Annotated in this window: 16 protein-coding genes; 5 read left to right on the top strand and 11 right to left on the bottom strand. The window is 45.9% G+C overall.

Features of this window, described 5'->3' with window-relative positions; genetic code table 11:
- Positions 1–2: 2 nt before the first annotated feature.
- Positions 3–545, bottom strand: a complete 543-nt coding sequence (locus VIA_RS12040; protein ID WP_004413277.1) for an NADPH-dependent FMN reductase — start codon at positions 543–545, stop codon at positions 3–5.
- Positions 546–690: 145 nt separating this feature from the next.
- Entirely contained in the window at positions 691–954 is a 264-nt protein-coding gene (locus VIA_RS12035; protein ID WP_004413275.1) for a YfcL family protein, read from the bottom strand.
- A gap of 174 nt (positions 955–1,128) precedes the next feature.
- Here VIA_RS12035 and VIA_RS12030 point away from each other — a divergent pair, with 174 nt between their 5' ends.
- Together VIA_RS12030 and VIA_RS12025 are read left to right on the top strand one after the other, a co-directional pair.
- Positions 1,129–3,252, top strand: coding sequence for an LruC domain-containing protein (locus tag VIA_RS12030; RefSeq protein ID WP_412774861.1), 2,124 nt, complete (start codon positions 1,129–1,131; stop codon positions 3,250–3,252).
- Positions 3,253–3,263: 11 nt separating this feature from the next.
- Positions 3,264–3,755, top strand: coding sequence for a hypothetical protein (locus tag VIA_RS12025; protein WP_004413273.1), 492 nt, complete (start codon positions 3,264–3,266; stop codon positions 3,753–3,755).
- Positions 3,756–3,791: 36 nt separating this feature from the next.
- Here the strand turns inward: VIA_RS12025 and VIA_RS12020 are convergent, their stop codons facing one another.
- A complete protein-coding gene (locus VIA_RS12020; protein ID WP_004413272.1) occupies positions 3,792–4,322 on the bottom strand; it encodes an elongation factor P hydroxylase in 531 nt (176 codons plus the stop codon).
- A 219-nt stretch (positions 4,323–4,541) separates the two neighbouring features.
- Between VIA_RS12020 and VIA_RS12015 the strand changes: the two genes are divergently transcribed.
- On the top strand, positions 4,542–5,165 hold the full coding sequence (locus VIA_RS12015) for a trimeric intracellular cation channel family protein (RefSeq protein WP_004413271.1): 624 nt from the start codon (positions 4,542–4,544) through the stop codon (positions 5,163–5,165).
- Positions 5,166–5,178: 13 nt separating this feature from the next.
- Here the strand turns inward: VIA_RS12015 and VIA_RS12010 are convergent, their stop codons facing one another.
- Complete coding sequence (locus VIA_RS12010; protein WP_004413270.1) at positions 5,179–5,979, bottom strand: EAL domain-containing protein; 801 nt, start codon at positions 5,977–5,979, stop codon at positions 5,179–5,181.
- A 118-nt stretch (positions 5,980–6,097) separates the two neighbouring features.
- On the opposite strand from VIA_RS12010, the gene VIA_RS12005 reads away from it, so the two are divergent.
- Complete coding sequence (locus tag VIA_RS12005; protein ID WP_004418595.1) at positions 6,098–6,361, top strand: hypothetical protein; 264 nt, start codon at positions 6,098–6,100, stop codon at positions 6,359–6,361.
- Positions 6,362–6,424: 63 nt separating this feature from the next.
- Here the strand turns inward: VIA_RS12005 and aroC are convergent, their stop codons facing one another.
- Entirely contained in the window at positions 6,425–7,510 is a 1,086-nt protein-coding gene (aroC, locus tag VIA_RS12000) for a chorismate synthase (protein WP_004413268.1), read from the bottom strand.
- 212 nt (positions 7,511–7,722) lie between these two features.
- Complete coding sequence (prmB, locus tag VIA_RS11995; RefSeq protein ID WP_004413267.1) at positions 7,723–8,655, bottom strand: 50S ribosomal protein L3 N(5)-glutamine methyltransferase; 933 nt, start codon at positions 8,653–8,655, stop codon at positions 7,723–7,725.
- A 62-nt stretch (positions 8,656–8,717) separates the two neighbouring features.
- Here prmB and smrB point away from each other — a divergent pair, with 62 nt between their 5' ends.
- The gene (smrB, locus tag VIA_RS11990; protein WP_040896887.1) at positions 8,718–9,248 is read left to right on the top strand and encodes an endonuclease SmrB; all 531 of its coding nucleotides are present in this window, start codon (positions 8,718–8,720) and stop codon (positions 9,246–9,248) included.
- Between the two features lie 299 nt (positions 9,249–9,547).
- Here smrB and flhB read toward each other — a convergent pair whose 3' ends face one another.
- From flhB to fliO, 5 genes are all read right to left on the bottom strand, one after another.
- A complete protein-coding gene (flhB, locus tag VIA_RS11985; RefSeq protein ID WP_004413265.1) occupies positions 9,548–10,678 on the bottom strand; it encodes a flagellar biosynthesis protein FlhB in 1,131 nt (376 codons plus the stop codon).
- 275 nt (positions 10,679–10,953) lie between these two features.
- On the bottom strand, positions 10,954–11,736 hold the full coding sequence (gene fliR, locus VIA_RS11980; protein WP_004413264.1) for a flagellar biosynthetic protein FliR: 783 nt from the start codon (positions 11,734–11,736) through the stop codon (positions 10,954–10,956).
- 8 nt (positions 11,737–11,744) lie between these two features.
- The gene (gene fliQ, locus VIA_RS11975) at positions 11,745–12,014 is read right to left on the bottom strand and encodes a flagellar biosynthesis protein FliQ (protein WP_004413263.1); all 270 of its coding nucleotides are present in this window, start codon (positions 12,012–12,014) and stop codon (positions 11,745–11,747) included.
- A gap of 13 nt (positions 12,015–12,027) precedes the next feature.
- Positions 12,028–12,906, bottom strand: coding sequence for a flagellar type III secretion system pore protein FliP (gene fliP, locus VIA_RS11970; RefSeq protein WP_004418597.1), 879 nt, complete (start codon positions 12,904–12,906; stop codon positions 12,028–12,030).
- Positions 12,890–13,294 carry a flagellar biosynthetic protein FliO gene (gene fliO, locus VIA_RS11965; RefSeq protein ID WP_004413261.1) on the bottom strand — a complete coding sequence of 135 codons (405 nt, stop codon included), beginning with the start codon at positions 13,292–13,294 and terminating at the stop codon, positions 12,890–12,892. Before fliO ends, fliP begins: the two co-directional genes overlap by 17 nt.
- Between the last annotated feature and the right edge of the window lie 3 nt (positions 13,295–13,297).

Genomic DNA, 13,297 nt, shown 5'->3' with positions numbered 1-13,297 from the left:
GCTTAAGCGATTACAGCAGTAGCGCTTATCTCACCCACAGCTTGTTTCAATTGTTGTTCTATTTCAGCATTACGGAAAGTACCCGCTTCTAAGTCAAAGTTGTCGTAAAAGCTTGGCACTGACAGCGACGCTTTTACTTTAGCGCCGAAGTAAGGCGCTGAACCCGTAGCAGCGGCTAAAACCGTTTGTGCACCGCCTGGACCTGGAGACGTTGCTAGATAAACCACTGGCTTTTCTTGGAATACGTTACGTTCAATACGCGTTGACCAATCAAACAGATTTTTATACGCCGCTGTGTAAGAGCCATTGTGCTCAGCAAACGAAACGATAATGGCATCAGCTTGCTCTAGATCTGCTAAAAATGCTTTTGCCCCTTCAGCCTGACCAATTTCCTTTTCAGTGTCTTCACTGAACATTGGTACTTGGTAATCATTAAGGTCGAGAACTTTCACTTCTGCGCCGTCAATTTGATTCGCAGCGTAAGAAGCCAATGCTTTATTGATAGAAGTTGAGCTGTTCGATGCTCCAAAAGCGACAATTTTCATGCTGTTTACCTATTCGTTATTCGTTTCCCGTTGTGTGTTAGAAAGAATATCGTCGCAGCAAAACTTCAACAAGCGCAAAAAGTACAAAGGGTTGTTCGAAAAATTCGAACAACCCTTTGTTGTGTTTTTTATCGATTAGAGACGCTTATGCGTTATTCACAAGCTCTAACCAAAGATCATTAACGATGGTGCGATCCGCAGGTGTAAGTTCAGAACGAGCAGCTTCTAAGCTAGCTTGGATTCGCTCTTTTAGCGTTTCAACATCATTGATCCCTTCTTCTTCACACGCAGCTGCAGATAAAGAGATATGACCACGTAGATAGCCACCAGCAAACAGCTCGTCATCAGATGCTGTTTCGATACGTACATCTATTAGCTCTAGTAGCTGCTCTTCAAATTCAATAATCATTTCGCTTTATCGCCTAATTCAGTTTGATTCTCAAAAAGAGCGCCAAGCTTCTCATATTGACAATCTCAACGCAAACCCTATATGCGACAAGGGTTCACAGCGTGGCACGTCCTGTGCAACCACTCAAATATTCCACTTAAGTTGCGCGAGGACACAAGAATGAAAACGACCCAGATGGCTAAACCAACCATGCTTATGAGCCTACTTTTTTGTAGTCTCAATCCCGCTTGGGCTGAAACTCCCTTTACTAGCTGTCCTACCCAAGCATTTCTTATTCAGAATCCTACCGGTACCCCTATATCCTTTGGGGTAAATATTGATGTTGGTAGCTATGTCACGCTGACCTCCAACCTAGGTACAGCCAAACTCAATGGTGTCGGCTACAGCAAACATGATGATTTTATTTACGGCTGGGATTATGGCGCGCAGTCTCTTTCTCGTATTGATTCCACATTCACCAAAACTTTGCTCAGTGTCTCGAAGCCTTCTGGAGCCCCTACTTCGATCTATGTCGGCGATGTGTCGCTGGATGAAAACGCTTGGTATGGGTACAGACCCTCCTATGGGCTCTATCGTATTGATTTAACCACATTAGTTATGGAGCTCTCTTCACCATCGAGTCAATTTGGTAACCCTTCAATCTACGACTTGGCCTTCCACCCAGACAACAGTCTTGCTTACTCTATCGACGCCAACGGTTACCTTTGGGAGATCGACGTCTCATCCGGAACCACTAATCGACTTAATCAGCTTCTTGATAAAAACGCACTTGGCTATCGTTTAACATTTGGGGCGGTCTATTTCGACGTGGATGGTAACTTTTACGCCAGTAACAATAGTAACGGCTATATCTTTAAGGTCGCCATCAACGGTGAACAGTCAACCGCAGAGTTTTTTGCCTATGGTCCTTCAAGTAACTCGAACGATGGAGCGCGCTGTGCACTTGCACCTGTTGAGCCAAGTGAATACACCGAGTTTGGTGATGCGCCAGATAGCTATAAAACGCTCTTTTCCTCATCGGGTGCTCGCCATGGCCTGTCAGACCTTAAGTTAGGCTCTCTCGTGGATGGTGAGACCGATGGTAGCGTTTACCCTGACAGTGATGACGTTTCAGACGGCGTGGATGATGATGACGGCATTCAGTTCCCAGTTCCTATTCAAGTGGGCCAAACGAGTAAGATCATCGCGACCGCTGCAGGTACGTCAGCCAGCTCGGTTCTCAATGCTTGGATAGATTTCGACCGTGATGGAGAATTCGAATCGTCCGAAATCATTATTAGTGACCGTGCGATGACCGATAGCACTACTGATCTGTTTTTCACTGTACCAACTTGGGCAGTAGAAGGGGATACTTGGGCTCGTTTTCGTATTTCCAACACAGCAGGAATTGGACCAAGTGGTGGGGTCCCTTCCGGTGAAGTTGAAGATTACCCCGTCGAAATCACCGAAAGTGGCGTGACAACAGAAACCTATCCTAGTGGTGGCGGCTACACGACCTTTGCCTACGAAGACCAATATCCACTCATGGGCGATTACGATATGAATGACGTACTGATGAACGTCAAATACACCGAATATCAGCTCAACGATCAAGTTATTCGCATGAAGATGGAAGGAAAGGTAGCCGCGCTTGGTGGAGATAACCGTTCTGGATTCGCTATTCGTTTACCTGGTGTGGCCAAAGAAGATATTAAGTCAGATTCTGTCACTCTGAGTGTGAATGGCTCACCAGTGTCTGGAACCATTCTTGAGACAGACACCACCGATGCGGTATTTATTATTCACGAGGACCTGTGGGATATCACTGAGGCTGGTGAAGCTCAAGGCTGTACCATGTTCCGAACCCAAGACAATTGCGGCACTGCTTATCGCCCAATCTGGAGCCTCACTTTCTCGCTGGAAAATGCCATCGATACGTCAAGCATGCCTGATTTCCCTTATGACCCATTCATCTTCGCTGCACCTGGGCATTACTATGGCGATATCGGTTATGAGCTCAGTGGCGGCTACCCAGGGCGCAGTTTAGAGATCCACCTTAAAAATCAAGCTCCAACAAGTAAGTTCGATAGTCGTTACAAATCTTACGGGAACGATGCCTCATCAGGTGATACGCATTTCCACAACGCAAATGGTTTGCCATGGGGGATTGAAATTCCTACCACTTGGAAGCACCCGAAAGAGCGTAAGAATATCTTGGAAGCCTACTCGAATTTTGCCGAGTTCGCTCTTGATGCCAGTGGTCAAAGCCAAAGTAGCTGGTACATGTCACCAAATAACACCGTCATTTATACCGATTAGGAGGCAAAACTATGTGTAATGCAAAAATGAAACTATACCTAAGCCTGTTATTTGCCTCATTGCTTGTTGCTTGTGGTGGCGGTGGTGGCGGGGAATCAACGGGCTCATCGTCTTCAGGAGCATCAACAGGCTCAGAAGGTGGTTCGGAGTCGACAAGCGCAACAGAACAAACATTGAGTTTAACGGAGCTGCAAATTGAACACAGCAATAACTTAACGTCGGTGTATAGCGTCGATATTGATGTCAGCCTACCCCACCTAGCTGCGGCACAAGTTTATATATCGATATGCGATAACAGTATCGGAGGTTTGGAAAACGTCGATTATAACAAGTGCCTAGTTAAAGCCGCGCTACAGAGTGGTCAAGGACAGTATCAGCTCAGAGTCCCTAATCACTGCCAATCATTGATCGCGGTTGTGTCCATTATGGAGCCCGATGTCGACCCGTTGGTGTATACCTTAAACCATAATAACCAAGCTCAAACCACTTGGTTGATCCAGTAGCCAAAACAAAAACAAGCTGCCTCGCGCAGCTTGTTGTTACTTCACTTCGAACTGTTCAAAAGCAAGCTCTGGGATTTGGTAGAAATCTCTTAACGCATCTGACAGCATTCGTACTCGCTTAGGGATGCCCTGCTCAAAAATCTTACCGACTTCTTGATGAACCTTAGCCATAAACTGGAGCCTGTCCGGTTCGAAGTCACCATTGAGGTTGTCGCAGCTAACGGTAAATGGAAAACCGGCACTCTTGGAAAGAATCCACTCATAAGCCTGTGGGCGAATCTCTACTTTTTCAAACTCAGCTTGAACTTGCTCTGTGCGACCATCAGGTTCGTACCAATAGCCAAAATCTTCTAGCAACCTGCGTTCAGGACCTGCCACACACCAGTGGGCAATCTCATGCATGCCTGAAGCGTAAAAACCACGAGCAAAAATAATCCGATGGTATGGACGAACGTCATCAGCGGGAAGGTAAATTGGTTCATCACCACCCAGCTCCAACTTAGTGTTGTAGTGGTCAAAAAAAGTCACATTAAAAATTGTGATTAGGTCTTGGTACTCGTGGCTCATAGCTCAATTACATAGGTTTAATTTTTTCGCTCCGCATTCTCGCATTTTTCGACGCAAATGCAAATCCATACAAAAGTTAGTGACATTAGATTTAGTTATGTGAAAAACGTTTTCGTCTTCATAAAATCTCATTCGTCACAGATCACATTTCCCACTACACTCACGCCTTAAATTTATAATATCAATCCGCCGTCTCACGGCCCTTTTTGAGAACTCGCTATGCTGCTAAGTGTTTTATATATTATTGGTATTACTGCGGAAGCAATGACCGGAGCCTTAAGTGCTGGCCGAAGAAAAATGGATTGGTTTGGTGTCATGTTAGTCGCGAGTGCGACCGCCATTGGTGGTGGTACTGTCCGAGATATCCTGCTCGGTCACTACCCACTTGGTTGGGTGAAAAACCCTGAGTTTCTTGCGATTACTTGTATCGCTGGCGTGCTGACAACTGGCCTTGCAAAGTGGGTCATTAAGCTTAAAGGCCTATTCATTCGACTTGATGCTCTAGGCCTGATCGTATTTAGTATCATTGGCACCAAAGTGGCAATGGGTATGGGTCACCATGCTATGATCTGTATGGTATCGGCACTAGTTACCGGTGTATTTGGCGGTTTGCTACGTGACCTTATTTGTCGTCAAACACCATTAGTACTGCATGAAGAGCTTTATGCATCGGTAGCACTTGTTTCCTCTGGTCTATATTTAGGGCTTCTAGAGCTTGGCGTAAATGATGTGACTGCGACCATTTCTACGCTTATCGTCGGCTACCTACTACGAATGGCGGCAGTAAGATTCAAATGGCGCCTTCCATCGTTCCAGCTTGAAACAGAAGGTTCACTGCACTAATTCCCCGCTCTTTTTATAGAGCCAAAGGTTGATATCGTTGTAACCTTTGGCTCGTCATTGGCTTGGCAATCCAATAACCTTGAAAGTAATCCACTCCACTCTCTCGACACATCTCAAATTGTTCGCGGGTTTCGATCCCTTCAGCGATCGTTTTTGCTCCAATACTGCGCGCAACAGCCACGGCTTCCCTTACGAAGTTTTCGTCACCGACATAGCTACGGTCAATTTTTAAATAGGGTGCACGGATCTTCAACGCTCGTTTACGAGTTGAATAGCGAGCTCCGTAATCATCTAGAGCAGTGACAATACCGTACTCTTCCAGATAGGCTTTGCCTTGCAAAATACCTTCTAAGTCCGTTTCTTCAAACTCGGTAATTTCATAGACAATTTGATCGCTAACCAAACGCAGACAACGTAACCTATGCATAAGGTGCTCAATTGATTGACGATGATTGGCCAGCAAGGTGAAAACTGAGGGCGATACATTTATAAACAGTTTGCTGTGCCTGTATACCGTATGAGCTAGGTTGATCGAGTGGAGTTTACCGCACAATAATGTGGCAACAACATTCGCCGCATCACCCGGTGGCATTGATGAAAAGTAGTCGCCTGGGTTAACACTATTTCCTTGGTCATCCCAAATTCTGACTAGCCCTTCGAAGGCTAATACTTTCCCTGCCCGATCGACAATAGGCTGAAACACACTATAAAAAGTCTTCCCTTGATAGAAACCATATACAAACCCTTCCCTTTGATAACGGACAAGACTTTGAATGTAATCCATTTGAACAGAATAGATTGACGCTAACTCCACAATGTACCTCCTTAACGCTTTTCTAATGTATCAGATTCATTTTCGAACAAGCGTAAGAGTATGTAAGCACCGCCATTACTTATGCTTACTTAGCAAACTTTGTAGTTTTGAGGTATCCATGGTGAAATTTATAAAACTATTAATTGAAGCCAAACTCATGAGCCAAACACAACCCCGTTATGCCTTCGTCTGTTCCGAATTGGAGACCCTGTTTGTTGAACATCAAGGTCAAACTCTTCCTCTTGAAAGCGATTGCCAAGACAAGATAGCCGACTTCGCGGCGCTCGCTATTGATGCGGCAATGCAACGTAATACCCGCGTGTTGTTACTCGATAGGAAGGAGAACAAACAATTAGATTTTTATAATTTTTTAATGGTGTAACGTTTCTTAATGACATAAAAAAGCCCCGACATATTTGTCGGGGCTTGCTGTTTATCTTGTCGATTAAATCTGTGGCGTTTCGGTTGTCACACCATGATTTTGACCGCGGTGACGCAATAAGTGATCAAGTACAACAATCGCCAGCATAGCTTCTGCAATTGGTACTGCTCGAATACCAACACATGGGTCATGACGACCTTTAGTAATCAACTGAGTTGGCTCACCTTGCTTGGTAATGGTTTCACCCGGAACCGTAATACTCGATGTCGGCTTAAGAGCGATATTAGCGACAATATCTTGCCCTGTCGAAATACCACCTAAGATGCCACCAGCATGGTTGGTTGCAAAACCATCAGGAGTAAGCTCATCACGATGTTGACTGCCTTTCTGGCTGACTACATCAAAACCATCACCAATCTCTACGCCTTTAACGGCATTGATGCTCATTAGTGCGTGCGCAATATCCGCATCAAGGCGATCGAACACAGGCTCACCTAAGCCCACTGGGACATTGGTAGCGACAACTTGTAGCTTAGCGCCAATCGAGTCACCTTGTTTCTTAAGATCGCGAATCAGCTGGTCAAATGCGTCGACTTTATCGACATCAGGACAGAAAAATGCGTTGTTCTCGATTTCATCCCAATCGACTTTATCAATCGAAACATCACCCATCTGAGACAGATAAGCACGAATTTCGACACCGAATTCTTGCTTCAGGTATTTCTTAGCAATCGAACCGGCAGCAACACGCATCGCTGTCTCTCGCGCCGAAGAACGACCTCCACCACGGTAATCACGCACACCATACTTTTGATGATAGGTGTAGTCCGCGTGACCCGGACGGAACTTATCTTTGATCTCTGAATAATCTTTTGAACGCTGATCGGTATTTTCGATCAATAGGCCGATTGAAGTACCGGTGGTTTTACCTTCAAATACACCAGAAAGAATTTTCACTTCATCTGGTTCACGGCGAGCGGTGGTATAACGAGAAGTGCCTGGGCGACGACGATCCAGATCAATTTGAATATCCGCCTCTGCGATTTCAAGACCCGGAGGGCAACCGTCGACAATACATCCTAGTGCGATACCATGACTTTCTCCGAATGTCGTCACTCGGAAATGTTGTCCGATACTGTTTCCTGCCATTACTTCCTCAAACTTTATTCGCTTACGTATACCTTTAACCTGTATACATAATTTTACACTTCAATTGTTCGTAAATTCATAGTCGCCTTATTGCGGTTTGATGTAAACCCCTAATCACCAACTATTTTGCTTTTTAGCACCCATAAAAAACGCCAAGCCGATTTATGACTAAATCAGGCTTGGCGCTGGAAAACAGGATTGGGTGTTAGCGCTTAGTCTTTATAAATTGAAAACTCTGCTGCGTGCTCTAGCATCTGCTCGCGAGTTAGCATGAACACGCCATGACCGCCGTTTTCAAACTCAATCCAAGTAAATGGAATGTGCGGGTATTGCTCCATCATGTGTACCATAGAGTTACCTACTTCACAGATAAGAATGCCGCTGTCCGTCAGGTAATCCGGTGCATTAGCCAGAATGCGACGAACCAACTTAAGACCGTCCGTACCTGCTGCTAAACCTAGCTCAGGCTCATGGGTGAACTCATCAGGTAAGCTGTTCATGTCTTCTTGATCCACGTAAGGCGGGTTAGACACGATGATGTTGTACTTTTCTTTTGGCAGATCACGGAACAAATCAGAACGGATTGGGAAAACTTGTTGTTCCATGCCATGGTCTTGAACGTTTTGTTCAGCAACTTGTAGCGCGTCAGTTGAAATATCAATCGCGTCCACTTCTGCGTCAGGGAAGGCGTGTGCACAAGCAATCGCAATACAGCCACTACCAGTACAAAGATCCATGATACGTGTTGGCTCTTCCACTAACCAAGGCTGGAATTCTGCTTGGATCAATTCACCAATTGGCGAACGAGGCACAAGAACACGCTCATCAACGAAGAACTCAAGGCCACAGAACCATGCTTTGTTAGTTAGGTATGCCGTTGGCGTGCGCTCATTGATGCGTTTCACCACGCGCTCGACGATACGCATACGTTCACTCGTTGTTAGACGTGAATTCAATACATGTGGAGGCACATCGATTGGTAGGTATAGTGTCGGTAAGATAAGCTGAACCGCTTCATCCCAAGCGTTGTCAGTACCGTGACCATAAAAAAGGTTCGCGGCATTGAAACGACTTACCGTCCAACGAATCATATCTTGAAGCGAGTGAAGTTCCGATACTGCTTCTTCTACAAAAATCTTATCCAAAATTGCCTCCGAAAAGCGCTACAATACTGCTAATTGCATTTATACATATTAAATTTAGTCCCATGAGCAAAAAAGACACCGATATGGATGATGACTTCGCCCTTTTTAGGGATGCAGTACAAGGCGTAAAAAAGTTGTCACAGGATACCATAGTCCAGCAACCAAAAAAAAACAGTAAGCAAAAAGAAATTACCCGTACTGCCCGTGAAGCAAGCGATACGGAGTTTTATTTCTCGGATGAGTTCGTGCCTCTTCTTAATGAGGATGGACCAACTCGTTATGCGCGTGATGATGTCTCGACTTATGAGGTAAAACGCCTACGTCGCGGCGTCTATGTCCCAGATGTGTTCTTGGATATGCACGGTATGACCCAACAAGAGGCCAAGCGAGAGTTAGGCGCTATGATCGCTTACTGCATCAAAAATGAAATTTCTTGTGCCTGCGTTCAACACGGGATTGGTAAGCACATCCTTAAGCAGAAAGCGCCTCTTTGGCTTGCTCAGCACCCAGATGTGATGGCTTTCCACCAAGCACCACTTGAGTTTGGTGGTGACGGTGCTTTATTGGTGTTGCTCTCAATTCCAGAAAAGTAACCGGATCCTTCAAGAGATTCCCTACTCACTCCTTCGTCGTTCTATGGAATGACAGCATCAAAAACCTCTTCATCCTCGAGAGTGAGGAACGAACGAGTTGGGGATCTCTTACAACAAGTCAAAAACCTTTAAAGATTCCCTACTCGCTCCTTCGTCGTTCTATGGAATGGCAGATATCAAAATCTCGTCATCCTCGAGAGTGAGGTACGAACGAGTTGGGGATCTCTTATAGCTAATCAAAAACCTATAAAGATTTTCTACTCGCTCTTTTATCACTCTATGGAATGACAGAAGTATTGCTACTTCCTCAACTCAGGCGGTATTGGTAGCTCAGACGTTTTCAAATTCGGACGCTGACCACCTTTCTTACGGAATTGCTTAAGCTGGAATACATAAGCGAGAATTTGCGCCACGGCAGTAAACAAGCCATCAGGGATCTCTTGCTCAAGCTCGGTGGAGTGATACAAAGCACGCGCCAGAGGTGGTGCGGGGATGACGTAAATATCATGCTCACGCGCCACTTCCCTAATTTTCAGCGCCATATGGTCAGTACCTTTTGCAACCACAATCGGCGCTTTGTCAGTATCTTGCTTGTAGCGTAGTGCGACAGAGAAGTGCTCCGGGTTGGTGACAATAACGTCAGCTTGCGGCACTTCGGCCATCATTCGGCGCTGAGCAGCTTCACGCTGAAGCATACGAATACGGCCTTTCACTTCCGGCTTACCTTCCGTTTCTTTGTATTCGTCTTTGACCTCTTGTTTGGTCATTTTCAATTGGTCAGCGTGTTGCCAAATTTGGAAGGGGATGTCGATCGCAGCCACGATCAGCAGCGTACAACTAATCAACAGAACGAAATTGAGCAATATATCCAGCGCATGAAAAATGTTCTGAGGATAGACATCCATACTGAGTTGAAACAAGTCTTCGCGCGCGGCACTGATCAGATAAAAGGCCATGCCAGAGACCAACGCCACTTTTAAAATTGATTTGATCAGCTCTACCCAGCTCTGCATCCCAACCATACGTTTTAGGCCGCTAAGAGGGTTCATTTTAGATGCTTTAGGCATCGCCGCTTCTACCGAGAAACTGACACCACCAACCCCTGCTGCGCCCACCACAGCGGCGACAAACAGCGTCACTAGAATCAGTAACAGTGGCAGAATCAAACTGCCTATTGAACCAACGACAATATCGAACAGCTTAACGTGATCGAATATTTCTTCGCGCGAGAGGGAGAATAGCCGCGACATAACCGTAAATAACGCGCGCGCAAGACTCTCACCGAACCACATCAGTGCAATTGAGCCTACTACTAGTACAGAAACCGATGCTAGCTCTTTTGACCTTGCAACCTGCCCTTTTTCTCGAGCCTGTTGCAAGCGTCTGGGCGTGGCGTCTTCTGTGCGTTCTTGACCGTCTGACTCTGCCATTCAGCCTCCTAGGGTCTGTTGACCTTTTGCGGTTAAATTTTGTTCGAGATAAAAACGTTTTAATCGCGGCGAGAGGTTTGCCGCCTAGGCATTCTAAGCAAAACACCTCTCAACAAAGAGTAAAACGCTTTTAACCGAACCCTTCGGGCAGCGTTTGTGGCTCCCTTCTGCTGCGTTATCGGCTTATCAGGTAGGGCAACTACAACTCAAAGCCTCTGCCTTGCAGAAAGAACCCACAAACTGCTGCAAAAATCAGCTCAAAAGGTCAACAGACCCTAACAATCCAGCCTAATAAATTGGCAAATCTGCTGCTCTCCCTGTATCCAGAATAGTTCATAGTGATTATATAAACCGGCAACAAGATACCAACAGATCAGTAGACCCACCATCAAGGCAAAAGCGAAGCCCAGTGAGAAAATGTTTAACTGCGGCGCAGCACGCGTCATCACACCAAATGACAGGTTAATAGTCAGCAGTGCAATAATGCCTGACAGTGACATACTCAGCGCGACTTTAAACATAATGCCTAGCCACAATGCCAGTTCTCTAAAATCAACGGTAGTAAGTGAACCCGTGCCTATTGGCAGCGACTTAAAGCTCATCACCACCAGCATGATCATTTTCAAATGGCCATCGGTCGTCAAAAAGAACAGCGTCGAGAGAAACATAAATAGCTGACCAAGCAAGGGCGTATTCTGCCCGTTGGCAGGGTCGACCATAGAAGCGAAACCTAGGCTCGACTGCATACCAAGAATTTGCCCCAAGATAACAAACGTTTGAATCATAAACTGGGTCACGGTTCCCATCGCAACGCCGATAATAATTTGCTCGAGCAAGGTCATAAAGCCTGCAAAAGAGAGCAATTCAATCGTATCTGGGACAGCGGGTATCGCAGGCATCACAGCAAAGGTGATCGCCAGACCCAAGTAGAGTCGGACGCGGGTAGAGACAAAGCGAGCCCCGGTTACCGACATCACCATTAACATTGCAGCAATACGGGTATAGGGCCAAAAATAATTGGCTATCCAGTCCAGTATCAGCGTCGCCGGATATTCCATAACGAAACCTAGTATAGAACCTGAGGCAAGCGCTCAATCATGCTAAAGAAAAACTCCATCAAGATTTGTGTCATCCAGTGAGCGAATAGCATCAGAGCAAGTAGTGTCACGATTAAACGCGGCAAAAAGCTCAGCGTTTGTTCGTTGATAGAGGTCGCCGCTTGGAAGATAGCAACCACTAAACCAATAAGTAAGCTGGGAATAATGATCGCACACACCATGATGAGAACCATCCACAGTGCATCTCGAAACAACTCAACAAACATTTCAGGAGTCATACATTTTCTCCCGTCACAAGGCGAAGCTGCCGGCCAATGTCGACAGTATCAGGTTCCAGCCATCTACCAGCACAAACAGCATCAGTTTAAACGGCAGCGATACAATCATTGGTGAAAGCATCATCATACCCATCGCCATCAATACCGATGCCACGACAAGGTCGATAACCAAGAAAGGCAGGAACAACATAAAGCCAATCTGGAACGCGGTCTTGAGTTCAGAGGTGATGAAAGCAGGAATAAGCACCGCCATTGAAACATCTTCAGGCGCCGTTGCGGTCGAACCTGAAATATTAACGAAGGTTTCTAGATCTTTGACTCGTGTTTGCTTGAGCATGAAGTCTTTCATCGGGATCTGCGCGAGGTCAAACGCTTGGCGCGCAGAGATCTGCTCGTTAATGTATGGCTGAATAGCATCATCATTAATCTTATTTAACACAGGAGACATGATAAAGAAGGTCAAGAAGATCGCGATACCAATAATCACCTGATTGGACGGTGTTTGCTGTAGACCCATCGCCTGACGAAGAATCGACATCACCACCACAATCCGAGTAAAGGATGTCATTAAGATAACCATCGCAGGCAAGAAGCCTAACATGGTCATTAGCGCCAAGATTTGCAGGTTTACTGAATAATCTTCACTGCCGTCAGGATTGGTCGTCATGGTAAAGGCAGGAACACCACCGCCTCCACCGCCAACCAAACTACTGGTAGAAATCGTTTTAGCCGCGCCTTGCTCGCTCTCCATTGCCGACACGGTTACCGAGCTTCCCGGAGCCGCATTGTCAGGTACTGACGTGGCGAGTTCTTCTTGTGCAAACGAGAGCGCAGAGAACATCAGGATGAAAAGCGTCAGACAAAGCGACGCTATCTTATTGGTTTTTATCATTCTTTTTCAATAGCTGAGTCAATTGATTGGCAAACGGACTTGCAGCCATCTCCTCCTGAGATAAAGGTTTATCCAGTTTTGAGATCAGTTGGATGGATTGAGCGGTCACTCCAACCAAAAATTGTTCTTCTCCAGCCTGTACAATCATGATTCGCTCGCGGTTGCCCAATGCTATCTGCCTCACAACGCTTAATCCTTTTTGATTAACCATTGCAGGTACGCGCATTCTCTTAAGTAACCAAGCCAAAAATAAAATAAAGGCAATAACGAACAAGAGCGACCCAAAAGTGGTCGCCCAGTCTAATTGACTGCCAGGAGCGGCAGCCATTGCGGATGGAGAGATCAAAGCTAGAGGAAAAAGTAAGTACTCCTTAACTTTCAGCGTCATACT

Origin of the sequence: Vibrio orientalis CIP 102891 = ATCC 33934 (genome assembly GCF_000176235.1) — a bacterium.
Lineage (GTDB): Bacteria > Pseudomonadota > Gammaproteobacteria > Enterobacterales > Vibrionaceae > Vibrio > Vibrio orientalis.
The sequence above is the reverse complement of the archived record's forward strand: the minus strand, read 5'-3'. Positions and strand labels throughout refer to the sequence as shown.